This window comes from Rhodococcus sp. NPDC058521 (assembly GCF_042719695.1).
In the GTDB taxonomy this organism is placed as follows: Bacteria; Actinomycetota; Actinomycetes; order Mycobacteriales; family Mycobacteriaceae; genus Rhodococcus_F.
Map to the genome: position 1 here is coordinate 673,208 of NZ_JBHXNL010000001.1, position 18,547 is coordinate 691,754.

General features: G+C 65.3%; 19 protein-coding genes. 14 read left to right on the plus strand and 5 right to left on the minus strand.

Annotated features, from left to right (window positions below):
* Positions 1–15 precede the first annotated feature (15 nt).
* From ACFWO3_RS03200 to ACFWO3_RS03210, 3 genes are read left to right on the plus strand one after another with little or no spacing between them, the layout of a single operon-like run.
* Complete coding sequence (locus tag ACFWO3_RS03200; protein ID WP_378573596.1) at positions 16–1,236, plus strand: cysteine desulfurase family protein; 1,221 nt, start codon at positions 16–18, stop codon at positions 1,234–1,236.
* Positions 1,236–2,330: a tRNA 2-thiouridine(34) synthase MnmA gene (gene mnmA / locus ACFWO3_RS03205; RefSeq protein WP_378573598.1), complete on the plus strand. Its 1,095-nt coding sequence runs from the start codon at positions 1,236–1,238 to the stop codon at positions 2,328–2,330. The genes ACFWO3_RS03200 and mnmA overlap by 1 nt, the downstream gene beginning before the upstream one ends.
* Positions 2,327–3,352 (plus strand): methionine synthase, encoded by a 1,026-nt coding sequence (locus ACFWO3_RS03210; protein ID WP_378573600.1) that lies wholly within the window; start codon positions 2,327–2,329, stop codon positions 3,350–3,352. Before mnmA ends, ACFWO3_RS03210 begins: the two co-directional genes overlap by 4 nt.
* 8 nt (positions 3,353–3,360) lie before the next feature.
* Here ACFWO3_RS03210 and ACFWO3_RS03215 read toward each other — a convergent pair whose 3' ends face one another.
* Positions 3,361–4,278, minus strand: a complete 918-nt coding sequence (locus ACFWO3_RS03215; protein ID WP_378573602.1) for an NADP-dependent oxidoreductase — start codon at positions 4,276–4,278, stop codon at positions 3,361–3,363.
* 120 nt (positions 4,279–4,398) lie between these two features.
* Here ACFWO3_RS03215 and ACFWO3_RS03220 point away from each other — a divergent pair, with 120 nt between their 5' ends.
* Positions 4,399–4,818, plus strand: a complete 420-nt coding sequence (locus tag ACFWO3_RS03220; protein ID WP_378573604.1) for a winged helix-turn-helix transcriptional regulator — start codon at positions 4,399–4,401, stop codon at positions 4,816–4,818.
* 53 nt (positions 4,819–4,871) lie between these two features.
* Here the strand turns inward: ACFWO3_RS03220 and ACFWO3_RS03225 are convergent, their stop codons facing one another.
* Entirely contained in the window at positions 4,872–5,600 is a 729-nt protein-coding gene (locus ACFWO3_RS03225; protein WP_378573606.1) for a MerR family transcriptional regulator, read from the minus strand.
* 194 nt (positions 5,601–5,794) lie between these two features.
* On the opposite strand from ACFWO3_RS03225, the gene ACFWO3_RS03230 reads away from it, so the two are divergent.
* The 4 genes from ACFWO3_RS03230 to ACFWO3_RS03245 are packed head-to-tail and all read left to right on the plus strand — an operon-like array spanning position 5,795 to position 9,360.
* Complete coding sequence (locus ACFWO3_RS03230; RefSeq protein ID WP_378573608.1) at positions 5,795–6,052, plus strand: HNH endonuclease; 258 nt, start codon at positions 5,795–5,797, stop codon at positions 6,050–6,052.
* Positions 6,049–6,714 carry a GNAT family N-acetyltransferase gene (locus tag ACFWO3_RS03235; protein WP_378573610.1) on the plus strand — a complete coding sequence of 222 codons (666 nt, stop codon included), beginning with the start codon at positions 6,049–6,051 and terminating at the stop codon, positions 6,712–6,714. The genes ACFWO3_RS03230 and ACFWO3_RS03235 overlap by 4 nt, the downstream gene beginning before the upstream one ends.
* A gap of 9 nt (positions 6,715–6,723) precedes the next feature.
* Positions 6,724–8,814: an NAD-dependent DNA ligase LigA gene (gene ligA / locus ACFWO3_RS03240; protein ID WP_378573612.1), complete on the plus strand. Its 2,091-nt coding sequence runs from the start codon at positions 6,724–6,726 to the stop codon at positions 8,812–8,814.
* A 57-nt stretch (positions 8,815–8,871) separates the two neighbouring features.
* On the plus strand, positions 8,872–9,360 hold the full coding sequence (locus ACFWO3_RS03245; RefSeq protein WP_378573615.1) for a GNAT family N-acetyltransferase: 489 nt from the start codon (positions 8,872–8,874) through the stop codon (positions 9,358–9,360).
* On the opposite strand, the gene ACFWO3_RS03250 is transcribed toward ACFWO3_RS03245, so the two are convergent.
* Positions 9,357–10,007, minus strand: coding sequence for an amino acid-binding protein (locus ACFWO3_RS03250; RefSeq protein WP_378573617.1), 651 nt, complete (start codon positions 10,005–10,007; stop codon positions 9,357–9,359). The two genes, ACFWO3_RS03245 and ACFWO3_RS03250, sit on opposite strands and share 4 nt — an antisense overlap.
* A 166-nt stretch (positions 10,008–10,173) precedes the next feature.
* Here ACFWO3_RS03250 and gatC point away from each other — a divergent pair, with 166 nt between their 5' ends.
* Together gatC and gatA are read left to right on the plus strand one after the other, a co-directional pair.
* Positions 10,174–10,473 carry an Asp-tRNA(Asn)/Glu-tRNA(Gln) amidotransferase subunit GatC gene (gene gatC / locus ACFWO3_RS03255; RefSeq protein WP_378573619.1) on the plus strand — a complete coding sequence of 100 codons (300 nt, stop codon included), beginning with the start codon at positions 10,174–10,176 and terminating at the stop codon, positions 10,471–10,473.
* Entirely contained in the window at positions 10,470–11,951 is a 1,482-nt protein-coding gene (gene gatA, locus ACFWO3_RS03260; protein ID WP_378573621.1) for an Asp-tRNA(Asn)/Glu-tRNA(Gln) amidotransferase subunit GatA, read from the plus strand. The genes gatC and gatA overlap by 4 nt, the downstream gene beginning before the upstream one ends.
* On the opposite strand, the gene ACFWO3_RS03265 is transcribed toward gatA, so the two are convergent.
* Together ACFWO3_RS03265 and ACFWO3_RS03270 are read right to left on the minus strand one after the other, a co-directional pair.
* Positions 11,894–13,288, minus strand: coding sequence for an alpha/beta-hydrolase family protein (locus tag ACFWO3_RS03265; RefSeq protein ID WP_378573623.1), 1,395 nt, complete (start codon positions 13,286–13,288; stop codon positions 11,894–11,896). The two genes, gatA and ACFWO3_RS03265, sit on opposite strands and share 58 nt — an antisense overlap.
* Positions 13,285–13,899, minus strand: coding sequence for a phospholipase A2 (locus tag ACFWO3_RS03270; RefSeq protein WP_378573625.1), 615 nt, complete (start codon positions 13,897–13,899; stop codon positions 13,285–13,287). The genes ACFWO3_RS03265 and ACFWO3_RS03270 overlap by 4 nt, the downstream gene beginning before the upstream one ends.
* Positions 13,900–14,025: 126 nt before the next feature.
* Here ACFWO3_RS03270 and ACFWO3_RS03275 point away from each other — a divergent pair, with 126 nt between their 5' ends.
* Genes ACFWO3_RS03275 through gatB form a run of 4 tightly spaced genes read left to right on the plus strand, consistent with a single transcriptional unit; the run spans position 14,026 to position 18,543 of the window.
* Positions 14,026–15,243 (plus strand): sensor histidine kinase, encoded by a 1,218-nt coding sequence (locus ACFWO3_RS03275; RefSeq protein ID WP_378573627.1) that lies wholly within the window; start codon positions 14,026–14,028, stop codon positions 15,241–15,243.
* A 9-nt stretch (positions 15,244–15,252) separates the two neighbouring features.
* A complete protein-coding gene (locus ACFWO3_RS03280) occupies positions 15,253–15,915 on the plus strand; it encodes a response regulator (protein WP_378573629.1) in 663 nt (220 codons plus the stop codon).
* A 43-nt stretch (positions 15,916–15,958) separates the two neighbouring features.
* Positions 15,959–16,990, plus strand: a complete 1,032-nt coding sequence (locus ACFWO3_RS03285) for an ATP-dependent 6-phosphofructokinase (RefSeq protein WP_378573631.1) — start codon at positions 15,959–15,961, stop codon at positions 16,988–16,990.
* Between the two features lie 44 nt (positions 16,991–17,034).
* The gene (gene gatB / locus ACFWO3_RS03290; RefSeq protein WP_378573634.1) at positions 17,035–18,543 is read left to right on the plus strand and encodes an Asp-tRNA(Asn)/Glu-tRNA(Gln) amidotransferase subunit GatB; all 1,509 of its coding nucleotides are present in this window, start codon (positions 17,035–17,037) and stop codon (positions 18,541–18,543) included.
* Positions 18,544–18,547 lie beyond the last annotated feature (4 nt).

Here is an 18,547-nt window from a genome sequence, read left to right on the forward strand (position 1 = left end):
TATCCTGGTCGGGTCATGACGTCTGCTCGTACCGTTGCTTCGCCGGTCTACCTGGACCACGCCGCCACCACACCGATGGTGTCGGCAGCCGTTCGGGCAATGACGGACATCTTCGCGACGGTGGGCAATGCGTCGTCGCTGCACGGTTCCGGTCGTGCAGCCCGCAGGCGAGTCGAGGAATCACGCGAGTCGATTGCCGCGAACCTCGGTGCGCGCCCGTCCGAGGTCATCTTCACCTCCGGTGGCACCGAGAGCGACAACCTCGCGGTGAAGGGCATTTACCGGGCCCGACGGGATGCCGAGCCCGCACGGAACCGCATCTTGGTCAGTTCGGTCGAACATCACGCTGTTCTCGACGCCGTCGAATGGCTCGAGCAGCATGAGGGGGCCGCAGTGACGTGGCTGCCGGTCGACGAGTTGGGCAGGGTCGATCCCCGGACACTTCGACACGAACTCGAACTCCACGCCCACGAGACCGCCCTGGTGACGATCATGTGGGCCAACAACGAGATCGGCACGGTGATGCCGATCTCGGAGCTCGCTGCGGTGGCATCCGAATTCGAGATCCCCATGCACAGTGACGCCATCCAGGCGATTGCGCACCTCCCGGTCGACTTCCAGGCGAGCGGGCTTTCGGCGATGAGTATCGCCGCACACAAGTTCGGCGGGCCACAGGGTGTCGGAGCGCTGTTGCTCGGTCGCCAGGTGTCGTGTGTTCCGCTCTTCCATGGGGGAGGGCACGAGCGGGAACTTCGGTCCGGCACTCCCGACACCGCGGGAGTTGTGGGCATGGCGGCCGCACTGCAGGAGGGCATCGACTCGATGCCGGCCCGCACGACGGAACTCGCCGCTCTGCGGGACCGGCTCGTGGCAGGAGTTCAGCGGGTGGCGCCCGAGGCAGTGCTCAACGGACCGGTCGGTAACGACAGACTCGTCGGAAACGCGCATTTCACGTTCCCAGGATGTGAGGGCGATTCACTCCTGATGCTGCTCGACGCGGCCGGAATCGAGTGTTCGACCGGATCTGCCTGCACCGCCGGTGTCGCGCGAGCGAGTCACGTACTCGTCGCCATCGGCACCGACCCCGTCACCGCTCGCGGATCGCTGCGGTTCTCGATGGGGCATACATCGACGAACGAGGACGTGGACGCGCTCATCGCGGCGTTGCCACAGGTAGTCGAGCGCGCCCGTGCGGCCGGTCTGGCCGGCGTCGGATCGCGCGGAGGAGGTATTTGATGCGCATTCTCGCAGCCATGAGCGGCGGCGTGGACTCGGCAGTGGCCGCCGCCCGCGCAGTAGATGCGGGCCACGACGTGGTCGGCGTTCACCTCGCGCTGTCCACGGCTCCGGGCGCGTTGCGTACCGGGTCCCGCGGGTGCTGCTCGAAGGAGGATGCCGGAGACGCACGTCGTGCCGCCGACGTCCTCGGAATCCCTTTCTACGTCTGGGATTTCGCCGAACGCTTCAAAGAAGATGTCATAGACGACTTCGTGGCTTCCTATGCTGCCGGTGAGACTCCGAACCCGTGCCTGCGTTGCAACGAGAAGATCAAGTTCTCGGCTTTGGCGGACCGTGCGGCAGCGCTCGGATTCGATGCTGTCGCAACAGGCCACTATGCCCGCCTCGAGAACGGCACCCTCCGGCGTGCCGTCGACGGCGACAAGGATCAGTCGTACGTGCTGGGTGTGCTCACAGCGGATCAACTGTCACGCGCCATGTTCCCGGTCGGTGACACCCCGAAGGACCGCATTCGCGAAGAGGCCGCCGAGCGCGGTCTGGCGGTTGCCGACAAGCCCGACAGTCACGACATCTGCTTCATTCCTTCCGGGGACACCCGCGCGTTCCTCGGTGCCCACATCGGGGTGCGACCCGGGAGTGTCGTCGATGCAGATTCCGGCAAGATCCTCGCCGAACACGAAGGTGTGCACGGATTCACGATCGGCCAGCGCAAGGGTCTCGGTGTCGAGGGGCCTGCCGCGGACGGTCGCCCCCGCTACGTGACGGCGATCGAACCCGAAACCGGAACGGTGCGCGTCGGTTCGGCCGCGAACCTCGACGTCTGGTTCATTTCTGCAGAACGGGCAGTATGGACCTCAGGGCAGGTGCCGGAGGCGCCGCTCGAGTGCACTGTGCAAGTGCGAGCGCACGGAGGGCTCGCGGAGGCTGTTGCCGAAGCCGTCGACGGCGGAATCGCGATCATGCTTAGGCAGCCGTTGACAGGCGTAGCAAAGGGTCAGGCAGTCGTGTTGTACCGGCCGGATTCCGGCGGCGACGTCGTGCTCGGCAGCGGAACCATCGCAGGTACCGGCAACACGCCGAATCCGCTGTGACACAGAACCTTCCTGCCGACATCGCGGGAAAGGTCACCAGTGTCGGATCGTGGCCGGGCGTCGATGCGCGCGAATCGGCGCGAGTGATTCTTGGTGAGCTGAGGGAGTTGCCGCACCTCGTCGAACTGCCGGGGCGCGGACTCGGATCGGACATGATCGGTCGTGCTGCAGCCCTACTCGTCGACATTCCTCTCGACGTATCGACAACCGGGTACCGAATCACGGTCCGCCGCGGGTCGCTTGCCAAGCGAGCGTCGGATCTCCTCGCGCAGGACCTCGATGCGCTCGAAGAGGCGTGGGAGACGGTCGGACTCACCGGCGACGGCGTTCTCAAGGTTCAATCGGTGGGCCCACTGACTCTGGCGGCTCAGATCGAATTCTCTACCGGTAGAAGGATTCTCACCGATCGCGGCGCGGTTCGCGATTTCGCGGAATCGCTCGGTGAGGGGTTGTCGCGGCATGCGGCCGAGGTGACGCGACGGACGGGTGCACAGGTGATCGTGCAATTCGACGAGCCGTCACTGCCTGCTGTGTTGGCTGGAACTCTTACCGGCCGCACCCGCCTCGAAACGGTTCCCGCCGTCCCCGAACCGGAGGCTCTCGCGACGTTGAACAGCACGATCGAGCTGTCGGGTCGGCCGGTTGTCGTCCACTGCTGTGGTAACGATCTGCCTGCGAACCTGTTACGTCGGAGTCGAGCGTTCGGTGTCGGTTTCGACGTGAGCGGGCTCGATTCTTCTGCCTTGGACGGGATCGGTGAATTGATCGATGCCGGAAAGCAACTGGCGCTCGGCCTCGTACCGACGGAAGACCCTGCCGTCACTCCGGGTTGGCGTGAACTCGCGCAGCCGGCCGTTACACTGGTCGATCGACTCGGTTTCGCCCGCACCACGCTGCGCACCCAGATGGCCGTCACGCCGGCGTGTGGCCTCGCGGCAGCGAGCGATGCCTGGAGCCGCGAGGCCATCCGGTTGACGAGAGAGGTCGGCAGCGCGCTGACCGAGGACCCCGAGTCCCTCTGATCTCGTCGTCAGGGTGTGATCACGTATCGCCCCCGGACGCCGCCTTTCGCCACCGTCTTGTGTGCGTCGACCACTCGGTCGAGTGGAACAACCGAGTGCACCCGTGCTGGTAGTTCTCCCGAGGCGGTGCGAGCGAGCAGTTCCGCCAGCTTCGCCCCGTCCGGATGCGCCATGATGGCTCCGGTGCGGATCCCGCGAATCGGAGCGGGCACGTCTTCGGGTAAGACGCCGACGAAGATGCCGCCGTCCCGAACCAGTTCGAGTGCCTCGCCCTGCAGTGTGGCCGTGTCCGCTACTGCGTCCCAGCCCGGAGTCGTGTCGGTGACGAGGTCTGCGCCCAGCGCGCGAACGAATTCCTCGTCTTCGGGTCGGGCGAGGCCGGTTACCCGCCAGCCACTGTTCTGAGCGAACGCGAGGATGTAGCCCCCGACTGCACCGGCAGCGCCGGTCACTAGCAGCCGGTTCCCGCCGTCGGGAGCCCTGCCGAGGAGTTCGACGATCTGAATTGCCGTCTGTCCGTTGAGGGGAACGGTGGCCGCGTCGACGAGGTCGAGGCCGTCGGGGACGACGGCGACATCGGCGACGGCTACCACGAGTTGCTCTGCGTACGTGCCGAAGTCGCGGTCCACGCCGCCGATCAGGCCGGCAACTCGGGTTCCGGGCGCAAGGTCTACTCCTGGGCCCGCCGCCACGATCGTTCCAGAGAAGTCCCAGCCCAGCCCGGTGTGTTTTGGCTGCTGCACTGCGCCGATCGCGTGGAAGACGCCATTGGCCACTGCAACGTCGACAGGATTCACCGTCGCCGCGGCAACGGCGACTCGCACCTCACCGCGCCCTGGCTCGGTGACGGGTACCTCGATGATGTCGATCGAGTCGGGACCGCCCGGAGTGTGGATCACCGCGGTGCGGAAGGTGGAATTCGACATGATTCTCTCCTGGAGGATTGTGTTAGTTGTCCTGCTGCTCCACTATGGATAGGTAACTCTCCACTGGGAAGTACGCACTCACGAGTGCGTTGGTCACCTCGAAGTAGGAAGGTGTTGGCCATGCCGACGATGACGGCGGCGCAACAGAGGGCACGCGCGAAGGCGGATTACGACGCGTTCATGGCGGACTGTCCGAGTCGTAAGCTTCTGGACCGAGTTTCGGACAAGTGGGTCGCCCTGGTTCTCGAAGCGCTCGGAGGCGATGACTCGCAGGTCATGCGCTATTCCGAACTGTCTCGCAAGCTTGCGGGTGTCAGTCAGAAAATGCTTACTCAGACGCTGCGGTCGCTCGAGCGCGACGGGTTGCTGACCCGACACGTGACTCCCACGGTTCCCGTGACAGTCCACTACGAACTCACCGAACTCGGTCTCTCGCTCCATCAAGTCATGCGCGAGATCAAGGCGTGGGCGGAGATGCACATGGACGAAGTCCTTTCGAATCGCGAGGAGTACGACAAGCAGATCGCCAGTGGAGTTTGAGTCTGTACGACTGCCGTGTCAGGGCTTCGGTGACGGTGTGGTCTTGACGGGCGTCATGCCGGAATACCGAACAGCTCGTCGAGCAGCGGTTGCGCCTCCCGCGGCGCCCGAACTTCGAGATGAGTGTCCGACGCTCCCGTTTGCAGAACGAAACTGTAGAACGAGCAGCATTGCTGTTCTGCGGCAACCAGTTTGCCCAGAGCAGAGATCACGTCAGGGTTGGTGCAGAAGGTGTATCGCACACCGACGGTGAGGGAATCGGCCTCGGCGAACCGGCGTTCGGTAGCCGTGGCAAGCAGGTCGTGCCAGTCACGGACACGATCACCCAGCTCGTCGCGGCCCAGCGAACACGCGATCGCCACCGAGTCCGCTGACTCGTCTGTAATCGTGCAACCGCAGTCCGGCCCACACGCACCATCAGGCGCTGGCCCCGCGAGCCCGGACCGCACCATGTGAAGCCGCTGAGCGAACACCGTCAACTCTGCAATCCGCTGCTCGGTATCGGCGAGACGCTGGTCAACCAGCGGTGTCAACCGGGTCCGCACCTCAGCGCACACGCCGGACTGCCAGGCCTGCAACAGATCCCGAATGTCGTCGAGAGTCATCCCCATCGCCTTTGCCGAGGTGATGAACGCCAGGCGGTCGACCGCGGAGTTGTCGTAGATGCGGTAACCCGACGGTGTGCGCTCGGGCGTCAGTAGGCCCGCGTCCTCGTAGAAACGCAACGTCGACGCCGGTACGCGAGTGCGTTCGGCCAGCTCGGAGATGCGATAAGTGCTCACACCACAACGATAAACCTTCAATCCGACTCGAAGGTCAAGCCATGTTCGTATCGATCTGCTGCGAACGCTGGAAGAGTTGAAAGCGGCCTGCGCAGGTGCGCAGGCGAAAGTCGCGGCAGATCTCGACGAGTCGTTCGGAAGCGACGCCGATGTGAGGGGGTTGCGGAGGCGCAAGGCAGTAGCGGGGTGGTGTGATGCCGATTCGACATCACGATCACATCCAGGCATACGCGTCGGGCGGCCGGACCGAGGAGTCGAACGGTGCGGGATTGTGCGGGGCGTGCAATTATGCGAAGCAGGGCTCGGGCTGGTCGGCTCGATGCGTATCGCAGGCATCCGGTCGTCGGCACATGCTCGAGATTCGAACACCGACAGGGCACCGGTACCGGTCGAGCGCACCGTCGTTGCCCAGAACCAATTCGGTTGCGCCCGAAAGTATCGTGTGGGAATGACTGGAACCATTCCCCGATTCGTGCCGGTGCCCGACTCGAGACCGGAGGATGAGCCTTGGCCCGAGATGGTGTGGCCAATTCCCGCGGACACCGAATTGCGCGGCTCCACCGTCACGTTGACACCCCTCGAACCTTCGCGCGACGCGGAGGGGCTGTTTCACGCACTCGACAGCCATGCAGTGTGGGCGTACTTTTCGGAACGTCCCGACAGCCCAGCACAGATCGAAGAAATGATGTCGGTGCGGAAAGCCCGCGCCGACTCGATGCCGTGGGTCGTCCGCACTCGGGAAGGAATCGTCGGCACCACGTCCTACCTCGACGTGAACACTCACGACGCGCGTCTCGAGATCGGCTACACGCTCTACTCGGCCGCAGTGTGGGCAACGGCCGTCAACCCCGAAACCAAACTGCTGTTGCTCGGCTACGCGTTCGACACTCTGGGAGTCGGCCGCGTCCAGTTGAAGACCGACACCCGCAATATCCGCTCTCAACAGGCGATCGCCCGTCTGGGTGCGCAGTACGAGGGCACCCTGCGTCGACACTTTCGTCGATTCGACGGGACCGTCCGAGACTCGGTGATGTTCTCCGTGGTTGCGGAGGACTGGCCGACAGTCCGCGACGGACTGAAGGAACGGCTCGGACTCGTCGGTGGCACCGGATAATCTCTGTGTGTGAGTGAATCGACCGAAGCCCCAGCTGCCGCGCCCAGTGATGTTCGGGAACGATGGAACGAGCTGGCGGAAGACGTCCGACAGCATCAGTTCCGGTATTACGTGCGTGATTCTCCGGTCATCTCGGACGGCGCGTTCGACACGCTGCTCGGTGAATTGAATGCACTCGAGGAGAAGTACCCGGATCTGCGCACTCCGGATTCGCCCACCCAGTTGGTGGGTGGCGGCTTCGCCACCGATTTCACCTCCGTCGATCACCTCGAGCGGATGCTCAGCCTGGACAATGTGTTCGACACCGAAGAACTACGGGCGTGGATCGCGCGCGTCGAGCAGGAGACCGGGCCGAAACTGCACTACCTGTGTGAGGTGAAGATCGACGGTGTCGCCCTGAACCTCGTGTACGAGAACGGCACACTCGTGCGGGGGGCCACGCGAGGTGACGGTCGCACGGGTGAGGACGTCACCCTCAATGCGCGCACGATCGACGAGATACCGGAGAAGCTCACCGGCACGGACGAATATCCGGTGCCCACCCTGCTGGAAGTGCGTGGCGAGGTCTTCTTCCGGCTGGAGGACTTCGCGGCGCTCAACGCTTCGCTGGTTGTGGAAGGAAAGGCGCCTTTCGCGAATCCTCGGAACTCGGCGGCAGGTTCCCTGCGCCAGAAGAATCCGGCCGTCACCGCACGTAGGCGGCTCGGGATGATCTGTCACGGTCTCGGCCGCATCGAAGGATTCGAGCCCAAGTCGCAGTACGACGCGTACACCGCCTTGGCGGCCTGGGGGCTTCCCGTGTCGTCCCACACCTCGCGTGTCGAGGGCGCGGACGCCGTGGTCGAGAAGATGCAGTATTGGGGCGAGCATCGGCACGACGTGGAGCACGAGATCGACGGGCTCGTCGTGAAGGTCGACGAAATGTCGCTCCACCGCCGCCTGGGTTCCACATCGCGCGCGCCGCGGTGGGCGATCGCCTACAAGTACCCGCCCGAGGAAGCCACCACCAAGCTTCTCGATATCCGGGTGAGCGTCGGACGGACGGGGAGGGTCACGCCGTTCGCATACATGGAGCCGGTGACGGTTGCCGGGTCCACGGTGTCGCTTGCCACCTTGCACAACGGTTCCGAAGTGCAGCGCAAGGGCGTTCTGATCGGAGACACGGTGGTATTGCGCAAGGCGGGCGACGTGATCCCCGAGGTGCTCGGGCCGGTCGTCGACGTACGTACGGGCGACGAGTACGCCTTCGAGATGCCCACCCACTGCCCGGAATGCGGCACGCTGCTCGCGCCTGCGAAGGAGGGGGACGCGGACATCCGGTGCCCCAATCAACAGCACTGCCCGGCGCAGTTGCGTGAACGGGTGTTCCACGTGGCAGGCCGCGGCGCGTTCGACATCGAGGTACTGGGATACGAAGCCGCCACGGCACTGCTCGAGTCGAACGTGATCGGTGACGAGGGCGACCTGTTCTCGCTCACCGAAGAGTCACTGCTCGAAACCTCGATCTTCCGTACGAAGGCGGGAGTACTGTCGGCCAACGGGCGTCGATTGATCGCGAACCTCGACTCCGCCAAGGACAAGCCGCTCTGGCGTGTTCTGGTTGCGCTGTCCATTCGTCATGTCGGTCCCACTGCTGCTCGGGCCCTGGCGGGCGAGTTCGGATCACTCGAGCGCATCCGGTCGGCCTCGCTGGAAGAATTGGCGGCGGTCGACGGTGTGGGCGCAACGATTGCCACGGCGGTCGTGGAATGGTTCGGAGTCGACTGGCACCGGCAGATCGTCGACAAATGGGCCGCGGCCGGTGTGCGCATGGAAGACGAGCGCGACGAGTCGATTCCGCGCAATCTCGAGGGGTTGTCGATCGTGGTCACCGGATCTCTCGAGACCTTCTCGAGAGACCAGGCCAAGGAGGCGATTCTCGTTCGGGGCGGAAAAGCCGCGGGTTCGGTGTCGAAGAAGACCGCGTTCGTGGTCGTGGGCGAGGCCCCGGGGTCCAAGCACGACAAGGCGGTCGAATTGGGTGTCCCGGTGCTGGACGAGAAAGGTTTTCGCACCCTCCTCGCCGAAGGGCCGGACGCGGTGGCCGGCAGCGCAGTGTGATTGTTCCCTCACGCCGAAGTTTTGGGACCTGTGAGTTCGTGCTGTCATCATTCGTGAATGATCGAGATACGCGAGGTCGCGCCTGACGAATACGAGGCGGTCGCCGACCTCACCCTGATCTCCTACGTGGGTGGCGGGCACGTCGATGCGCACAGCCCCTACACGGTGACCTTGAAGGACACCGCTGGTCGTGCCGAGAAGGCAACCGTCCTCGTTGCAGAAAAGGACGGCACTCTCCTCGGGTCGGTCACCATCGCCGAGCCGGGGTCGCCGTATGCAGATGTGGCTGGACCGGGCGAGTTGGAGTTTCGCATGCTCGCCGTGTCCACCGATGTACGCCGGCAGGGCGTTGGTTCGGCTCTCGTGCGGCATGTCGTGGACGTGGCGTACGAGCGGGGCGATCACGCCGTGGTCATATCGACCCAATCGGACATGGAAGATGCGCGGCGGATCTACGAGCGCAACGGGTTCGTCGTCGATCCCGAGCGCAGCTGGGAACCTGTTCCCGGGCTCGAACTGACGGTGCTGGTGCGCGAACTCGCCTAGCCCAGGACGGTGGCGATGATTCCCGTGAGGTAGCCGAGACGCGCAATTTCGGAGGGCCGGAACTCGGGGCCTCCGGGGCGTCCGAGCATCAGCACCCGACCGGATTCACCGAGTGGCGCAGCTGCCAACGCGGTGTTCATCTCGCGCCACACCGGTGGTACCCAGGAGCCGTCGCCGTCGAGCGCCACGGTCTTCTCCAGGGGCATCCACGGTAGGTCGGCGGCGTGCGTCTCCGGAGCTCCGGAACTTCCCACCATGCGGTACGCGCCCTGTGGTCTCGTCGCCACCACGGTCGCCCACCCCACGCGAAGGACGCGGGGTGCGCCGTCGACGAGGATCTGCAGTCGATCGTCGGATGCGGTCGCCACTTGGTCGATGAGTTCGAGTTCGCGGTGGGTGTCGAGAATGCCTGCGTAGGGGCGTATCGAATCGACGCGTACCTGTGGGAGTCGTTCGGCCGCGGTGATGAGCGTGTCGGGGAGCGCGCCGGGTTCCACGTCGACGACGAGGTCGTCGATTGCATAGTCGCCCTCTCGCTCCACGACGTCGAGCGAGAGGATGTCCGCGCCGACCGAACCGAGCGCCATGGCGAGCGCGCCGAGACTACCGGGGCGGTCGGGGAGCCGGACACGGAGGAGATACGACACGTGCGTCCCTTTCGGCATGAGATGTTGCCGCTCATCCTTGCACTTTCGTCGCGGAGTATCGCTTCCGCCGTGCACCGGCTGGCTGCACAGCTCACCGCAGCACGTTCTAGGCTGGGACGGAAAGCCATGCCCGATCCGAAATGCCCGATCCGAAAGGGGTACCGCGGTGCCTGCCATCTCTCGCGACGAGGTCGCGCACCTCGCGCGGCTGTCCAGACTTGCGTTGACCGAGTCCGAACTCGACGAGTTCTCCGGCCAGTTGGACTCGATCCTCAGCCATGTCAAAGCGGTCACGGAGGTCGGTGCCGACGACGTGCCGCCGATGGCCAACCCCAACGCGGCCACCAACGTGACTCGTCCGGACACGATCGTTCCCGGCCTGACGCCGGAAGAGGCGTTGTCGGGTGCACCCGCAGTCGAACAGGACCGTTTCGCGGTTCCGCAGATTCTTGGAGAGGGCGAATGAACGCCGATCTGACCGGTCTCGATGCTTCCGTGCTCGCGGAGAAGATTCACAGTCGTGAGGTTTCCGCGGTAGAGGTGACCCGCGCGCACCTCGACCGGATCGAAGCGGTCGACGGCGATCTGAATGCTTTCCTGCACGTGTCCGGTGAGCAGGCATTGGTGTCCGCGAAGGCCGTCGACGAGGCGATCGGTGCCGGTGAAGCGCCGGCGTCGCGGCTCGCCGGTGTGCCGTTGGCGCTGAAGGACATCTTCACCACCACGGACATGCCGACGACGTGTGCTTCGAAAATTCTCGACGGCTGGGTGGCGCCGTACGACGCGACACTGACCACCAAGCTTCGCGACGCCGGGATTCCGATCCTGGGCAAGACGAACATGGACGAGTTCGCGATGGGTTCGTCGACCGAGAACTCGGCGTACGGTCCGACGCGCAATCCGTGGGACAAGGAGCGGATTCCGGGCGGTTCCGGTGGCGGCAGTGCAGCAGCGCTCGCCTCGCGTCAGGCTCCACTCGCGATCGGCACCGATACCGGTGGATCGATTCGACAGCCGGCTGCAGTCACCGCGACGGTGGGTACCAAGCCCACGTACGGCACGGTGTCCCGTTTCGGGCTGGTTGCGTGTGCGTCGTCGTTGGACCAGGGCGGCCCGTGTGGTCGCACGGTTCTCGATACCGCGCTTCTGCACGAGGTGATCGCCGGTCACGACCCGCGCGACTCGACGTCCATCGATGCGCCCGTCCGTCCCGTCGTGGCCGCGGCGCGTGAAGGCGCGAAAGGAAACCTCAACGGAGTCAAGGTCGGTGTGGTCAAGGAGCTTCACTCCGACAGCTACCAGCCCGGTGTCCTTTCCTCGTTCGATGCGGCTGTCACGCAGCTGACGGAACTGGGCGCCGAGGTCGTCGAGGTGTCGTGCCCCAACTTCGAGTACGCGCTCGCTGCTTACTACTTGATCCTGCCGAGTGAGGTGTCGTCCAACCTGGCGCGCTTCGATGCGATGCGTTACGGCCTGCGTGTCGACGAGGGTGACATGAGTGCCGACCAGGTCATGGCTGCCTCACGTGCCGCCGGATTCGGCCCGGAGGTCAAGCGCCGCATCATGATCGGTACCTACGCACTGTCGTCGGGGTACTACGACGCCTACTACGGTCAGGCATTGAAGGTGCGCACGCTCATCTCTCGCGACTTCGACAAGGCCTATGAGAAGGTCGACGTCCTTGTGTCCCCGACGAGCCCGTTCACCCCGTGGAAATTGGGTGAGAAGGTCGACGACCCGTTGGCGATGTACCTGTCGGACCTGTGCACCTTGCCCACCAACCTCGCAGGTCACTGCGCCATGTCGGTGCCGTCCGGGCTGTCGGAGGACGACGGTCTGCCGGTCGGTCTGCAGATCATGGCTCCCGCCCTTGCCGACGAGCGTCTCTACCGGGTCGGCGCGGCATACGAAGCGGCCCGTGGTTCGATCGGCGCACCGGCCTGACAATCCGGTAATGCGGTGCCCTGTTCGGTTCCGTACCGGTGGCCGTGGCCGGGCGGAACGGACAGGGCGGCAAGCAGGTCGACGCTGGTCTGTACGAAGCTGATTCCCGGTAGCCAGGTGGGCATCGGTGCGTCTCGTTCGGCGAGGGTCAGATCAGGTCTGCTGGTGATCAGCTTCGGTGACCACCACACGACCGGATCCGAGGTGTTGGCGAGAACCGTTGCGCCGCCGGTGTCCACGGATCCTGCCGGGGGTCCCGCCCACAGCACACCGCACACTTGCGATCGGGTTCCGGGGTCGCGTAGTGCTGCGCTGCCGCCGACGGAACCCAGGCTCTGCCCGTAGACGTAGATGTTCGGCCTCCGGTCTGTCGGCATTCCGGCGACGTGACGTTCGACGGCCGAGAGAAGTGCGACCGCACTGTCGTTCGCGGCGTCACGCCCGAAAAGGAACGTCACCCAGCTCGGCGCGAACGAGTACTGCAGACCGACGATTGCGACGTCGCCGTCGAAGCGTTCCTCGATGCCGTCGGCGGCATGTGCGTCGATCCAGCCGGATCCGGTGGGAACGGCGACCACCACCGTGGAGCGGTCGAACCCGCCGGCCCGGTCGAGTTCGGCAACGGCCAGTGCTGCACGGGTGTTCGTGTCGGCCGCGGAATCCAGTCCGACGTAGGTGCGGATTCCCGCGTCGTTCTCGCCACCAGCGACGAACCTGCGGCCCTCGCGGCCCAGGCTCTCCCAGTCGACGGTGGATGCGGGACTGCCGGCAAGCGCGCCACCGACCGGGCGGTGCACGGAAACGTCCATCGTCGCATTGGCCTCGCTGTACGACTGGGTGAGCGCGTTCCACGCCGCAGGGCCGATCACCACCTGGACGCCGATCACGGCGATCAACGCCGCAGTGACGGTGCCGAGTCGTCCGACTCGGCGTGCCAGATGCCCGAGTCCGGCACCTGCGCCGACGAGGAGCAGGAAGGTGAGGATCGCGGAGGCGAGGACGGCTGCCCAGTGCGTCGGACCGACCGATGCCATACCCATCGCGCGTCGCAGTCCGTCCTGCCAGTGGTCCGCGTAGACGACGGCCCAGCTCACGGCAATAGCGGCGAAGAGCAGAGACAACACCCGAACGGAGTCCCGGCCGGGCCCGCGCGTGTCGTCGCGCACGAGTTCGACCACGCGTCGCACGAGTGCGGCCATTGCGAACGCCAGTGCTGCCAGAAGTCCCGTCACCACTCCCTGCATGATCGGTGGCCGCGGCAGCAGTGACGGCGCGAACGAGACGAGGATTCCGGAGGTGACTGCAATCGAATAGTGGGCCGGCGGAAGGTATCTCATGACCGGACACCGTTGTTGCGGCGGATCACGATTGCGGTCCCGGCCATGAGGACGATTCCCAAGGCGCAGAGTGCGTAGGGGAGCGGTGATTCCTTCGTGGGCGTCACGAATCCTTGGCGCCACGAGTTTCCGGTCACCGCGACCGACGCGACATCGGCCATGACGTGGCACGAGGTGCGATCCATTCCCACCTCGCGTGATTCGCAGGCACCGTGCATGTCGTCGGCGAGTTGGGCGTCGAGATCCTTTCGCGCCCAGGGGCCCAGCTCTTCGTTGTTGGCCGTGGCGTAGCGCAGGAGGTCGTAGCCGAGGTCGTGGGCCTTGCATGCGTTTTCGAACTCCGCGGGAAGGGGTACGGGGGAGGAGCAATCGCCACTCGGATTGACGAGGCGCCCGTCCAGGACCGTCGGCCGGTAGCCCATCACGGAGTCGAAATCGGCTGGGACCTCGCCAAGTTCGACCGTGGAGGGACTGAGTGAGTGCACCGTGTGAGCGGCTGCCACGTTCTCGTGCACCGATGTCGTGGCACCCGCCATGCCGGTCGTCGTGATGGTGGCCGTGGCCGCCAAGACAACTGCGAGAACTGCTGTTCTACTCCCCGTGATTCGCATGGGATCGACGCTATGAACCGGTTGTGCGGAGCCACATCACCCGCGAGAGCGGTTGTGAGCTCGTCCGTCGGGTGAGCCGATACCCCGTACCGATACCCAGGTGTGGTGTGAACATCCCTCCTGGGTATGAGGACTTGTCGACCGAGTGTTCGTAGGGTTGACGGTGTGAAGAACTCGGCGCACCCGCACGCACCTCAGATTCGACGACGGCGGAAGCCGACGGTGAGCCAGTGGGTCGACATCGCGATCGTCGTGATCACGGCGATCCTGTACTCGGTCGCGTGGCCCACGCTGCACCTGACCCACCAGGTGGCGCCTCCGATTCAGCCGATCGTGGCCGCGCTGGCGGCGTTCCCGTTCGTCCTGATCCGTTTCAACCCTGCGCTGGGCTGGGCCGTCTCTGCGGTATCCGCGCTGGTGATTCCGCGAGTCTTCGACCTTCAGGAGGGGTACGACTACCCGTGGCAGGTCGTTCACATCCTGGTGATTCTGGTGCTGCTTGCGACCGTGAGTATGCGTGCTGCGCTGCCTGTCGTAGGCGTCGCCTGGGTTGCCACGGTGCTGCTGTTCTTCGCCGACACTCCCGGCACCAACGGCCGTGGGTGGGCGGTAGGCCTGACCGCGATCGTCGCATTCGGGCTACTCGTCCGGTGGCTCGTGCTCTCGCGTCGGCAGTTGGCACACCAGGAAGAGTTGAGTGAGCTCGAACGCACCCGCCGAACCATTCTCGAGGAGAAGGCCCACATCGCCCGGGATCTGCACGACATCGTCGCTCACCACATGTCGATGGTGGTCGTGCAGGCGCAGAGTGCACCGTATCGGCTCGACGACGTGTCGCCGGCGGTGAAGGCCGAATTCGACTCGATCGGTGCGGCGGCCCGGTCCGCGCTGAACGAGACTCGCGGATTGCTGAGTGTGCTCCGGAGCGACGGGCAACTGGCCGAGGACGCTCCTCAGCCCGGCGGCGCGGAGATCGAGAACCTGTTGGCGGGTAGTCGACGCGCCGGAATCCCGGTGTCCTGGAACATTGTCGGCGATCCGAGCGGTATGTCTCCGGCGGCGGGTCTTGTCGCGTATCGGGTGTTGCAGGAATCGCTCGCCAATGCGGCTCGACATGCTCCCGGCGCGTCGGTGCAGGTTCGGATCGGTTGTCGAGATCACGACACCGTCGTGAGCGTGCTGAACGGCCCGGGGACGTCGCCACCCAGGTCGGAAGCGGGCGGGGGCAATGGTCTCGTCGGAATGCGCGAACGGGCCCGTGCCGTCGGTGGATCGGTCACGGCCGGGGCGCGGCCGGACGGTGGATTCGAAGTCCACGCACAGATTCCACGCGGATCCGCCTAGGCTGGCCGGGTGGCGATCACCGTATTCATAGCCGACGACCAGGCGATGGTCCGACAGGGCTTCGGCGCTCTGCTCGGGGCGCAGCCGGACATCAGTGTGATCGGCGATGCGCCGGACGGGCGTTCCGCGGTCTCCGAGGTCAAGCGCCTTCGTCCCGATGTGGTGCTGATGGATGTGCGAATGCCGGAGATGAACGGACTCGACGCGGCCCGCAACATTCTCACGGCCGGGCTCGAGCCGCCGGTTCGGGTGCTGATGCTCACGACGTTCGACATCGACGACTACGTGTACGAGGCGCTCACGTTGGGTGCCAGCGGTTTCATGCTCAAGGACGCGCCCGCGGAGGAGTTGGTGCGGGCCGTGCGTGTCGTCGCGGACGGGGAAGCGTTGTTGGCTCCCACCGTCACCCGAAGACTCATTGCCGATGTCACGAGCCGGCGGTCGAACGGCCGCCGCAAACCTGTCGCCCTGGGCTCGCTCACCCCACGCGAGCGGGAGGTTCTCGAGTTGATCGCCAGGGGGCTGTCGAACACGGAGATCGCGGAGCAGTTGTTCGTCGCCGAACAGACCGTGAAGACTCACGTGGGCAAGGTCTTGGCGAAACTGAACCTGCGTGACCGCGCGCAGGCCGTGGTCCTCGCGTACGAGAGCGGATTGGTCACTCCAGGCTGAGGTTCGGGGTGCCCGCGGGTGCGTTCGGCGGCAAGATGGACTCATGCGCATCGGAATTCTCACTGGCGGCGGCGACTGTCCCGGACTGAACGCGGTGATCAGAGCCGTCGTGCGGACCGCGGACGCGCGGTACGGCAGCACCGTCGTCGGCTTCCAGGACGGATGGCGAGGCCTGCTCGAGGATCGCAAGTCGAAGCTGTCCAACGACGACGGAATCGATCGCATCCTCACCCGCGGTGGCACCATTCTCGGAACCGCCAGGGTGAACCCGGACAAGCTGCGGGCCGGTCTGGATCAGGTGAAGCAGACTCTCGACGACAATGGAATCGACGTGCTCATCCCGATCGGCGGCGAAGGCACGCTGACCGCTGCGAGTTGGTTGTCGGACAGTGGGGTACCCGTCATCGGTGTCCCGAAGACGATCGACAACGACATCGACTGCACCGACGTCACGTTCGGGTTCGACACCGCACTCGCCGTCGCGACCGAGGCGATCGACCGTTTGCACACGACCGCGGAGTCTCATCAACGGGTGATGCTCGTGGAGGTGATGGGCCGTCATGCGGGATGGATCGCGTTGCATGCGGGACTGGCGACTGGGGCGCACCTCACGCTGGTCCCCGAGGTGCCGTTCGACGTCGCCGAGGTGTGCGCGATGGTGAAGAGGCGATTCCAGCGCGGCGACAGTCACTTCATCTGCGTCGTCGCGGAAGGTGCTGCACCGACACCGGATTCGATGAGTCTGCGGGAAGGCGGCATCGACGAGTTCGGACACAAACGCTTCACCGGTGTGGCCCAACAACTCGGCGACGAGATCGAACGCCGTATCGGGAAGGAAGTGCGCACGACGGTGCTCGGTCACGTTCAACGCGGCGGTACGCCCACCCCGTACGACCGGGTGCTGGCCACTCGTTTCGGGGTACACGCCACGGATGCCGCGCACCGCGGCGACTTCGGCCGGATGGTGGCGTTGCGGGGGACGGACATCGACCTCGTTCCGCTCGCGGATGCCACCCGCCGACTCAAGACCGTCCCCGCGGACCGATACGACGAAGCTGCGGCGTTCTTCGGCTGACCTCGACTCCCGAGGTCGGCCCGCCAAAGCATAAACTCGTGAGCATGACTGCTCTCGACGCGCCGGACATCCTCGACTACGACGAAGTGCTCGCCACGTACGAGCCCGTACTCGGTATGGAGGTACACGTCGAACTCGGCACGAACACCAAGATGTTCTGCCCGTGCCCCACGGAGTTCGGTGCCGAGCCCAACACTCAGGTGTGCCCGGTGTGCCTCGGCATGCCCGGGGCGCTGCCGGTGGTGAACGAGACGGCAGTCGAATCCGCCATCCGTATCGGGTTGGCCCTGAACTGCTCGGTCACTCCGTGGGGCCGTTTCGCCCGGAAGAACTACTTCTACCCGGACCAGCCGAAGAACTACCAGATCAGTCAGTACGACGAGCCCATCGTGCACGACGGTTACCTCGACGTGGTCCTCGACGACGGGAGCACCTTCCGTGTCGAGATCGAGCGTGCGCACATGGAAGAAGACACCGGAAAGTCGCTGCACATCGGCGGTGCCACCGGTCGAATCCACGGCGCCAGCCACTCGCTCCTCGACTACAACAGGGCCGGCGTGCCGTTGGTCGAGATCGTCACCAAGCCCATCGAGGGTGCAGGTGAGCGTGCCCCCGAGGTGGCCCGAGCCTACGTGTCGGCGCTGCGCGACCTTCTGAAGGCGCTGGACGTCTCGGACGTGCGAATGGACCAGGGGTCGCTGCGTTGCGATGCGAACGTGTCCCTCAAACCGATCGGCGCCGAGAAGTTCGGTACCCGCACCGAGACGAAGAACGTCAACTCGCTCAAGAGCGTCGAGGTGGCTGTCCGGTACGAGATGCGTCGCCAGGCGGCCGTGATCCGGTCCGGCGGCGAGGTCACCTTGGAAACCCGGCACTTCCAGGAAGCCGACGGCACGACGTCGGCAGGGCGTCCGAAGGAGTCCGCCGAGGACTACCGTTACTTCCCGGAGCCCGACCTCGAGCCCGTCGCCCCGAGCGAGGAGCTGGTGGAGCGGCTGCGTGGCACGCTGCCCGAGCTCCCGTGGGTGCGGCGCGCGCGCATCCAGGCCGATTGGGGCGTGTCCGACGAGGTCATGCGCGACCTCGTGAACGCCGGCGCTCTCGATCTCGTGATCGCGACGGCTGACGCGGGTGCTTCGCCCGAAGCGGCCCGCTCCTGGTGGGTGTCCTACCTGTCACAGCAGGCCAACACGCGTGGCGTCGAACTCGCCGACCTGCCGATCACTCCGGCCCAGGTCGCCAAGGTCGTCGAGTTGGTCGACAGCGGCAAGCTCAACAACAAGATCGCCCGACAGGTCGTCGACCACGTCCTCGACGGCGAAGGCGAACCCGAACAGATCGTCGAAGCACGTTCGCTCGTCGTCGAACGTGACGACACCAAGCTGCAAGCTGCCGTCGACGAGGCGCTGGCCACCAACCCGGGCATCGCCGACAAGATCCGAAGCGGCAAGGTCGCCGCAGCCGGGAAGATCGTCGGCGACGTAATGAAGGCCACGCGCGGCCAAGCCGACCCTGCACGAGTGAAGGAACTCGTGCTCGCGGCCTGCAGCTAGCGCG

Coding starts and splice junctions, on each gene's coding strand:
- ACFWO3_RS03215 (WP_378573602.1), bottom strand. CDS start 4,278: ATGTCGAATTCCACCTTCCGCACCGCGGTGATCCACACTCCGGGCGGT.
- ACFWO3_RS03275 (WP_378573627.1), top strand. CDS start 14,026: ATGAGGACTTGTCGACCGAGTGTTCGTAGGGTTGACGGTGTGAAGAAC.
- ACFWO3_RS03235 (WP_378573610.1), top strand. CDS start 6,049: ATGACTGGAACCATTCCCCGATTCGTGCCGGTGCCCGACTCGAGACCG.
- ACFWO3_RS03200 (WP_378573596.1), top strand. CDS start 16: ATGACGTCTGCTCGTACCGTTGCTTCGCCGGTCTACCTGGACCACGCC.
- ACFWO3_RS03230 (WP_378573608.1), top strand. CDS start 5,795: ATGCCGATTCGACATCACGATCACATCCAGGCATACGCGTCGGGCGGC.
- mnmA (WP_378573598.1), top strand. CDS start 1,236: ATGCGCATTCTCGCAGCCATGAGCGGCGGCGTGGACTCGGCAGTGGCC.
- ACFWO3_RS03285 (WP_378573631.1), top strand. CDS start 15,959: ATGCGCATCGGAATTCTCACTGGCGGCGGCGACTGTCCCGGACTGAAC.
- gatB (WP_378573634.1), top strand. CDS start 17,035: ATGACTGCTCTCGACGCGCCGGACATCCTCGACTACGACGAAGTGCTC.
- gatA (WP_378573621.1), top strand. CDS start 10,470: ATGAACGCCGATCTGACCGGTCTCGATGCTTCCGTGCTCGCGGAGAAG.
- ACFWO3_RS03220 (WP_378573604.1), top strand. CDS start 4,399: ATGCCGACGATGACGGCGGCGCAACAGAGGGCACGCGCGAAGGCGGAT.
- ACFWO3_RS03265 (WP_378573623.1), bottom strand. CDS start 13,288: ATGAGATACCTTCCGCCGGCCCACTATTCGATTGCAGTCACCTCCGGA.
- ACFWO3_RS03270 (WP_378573625.1), bottom strand. CDS start 13,899: ATGCGAATCACGGGGAGTAGAACAGCAGTTCTCGCAGTTGTCTTGGCG.
- ACFWO3_RS03245 (WP_378573615.1), top strand. CDS start 8,872: ATGATCGAGATACGCGAGGTCGCGCCTGACGAATACGAGGCGGTCGCC.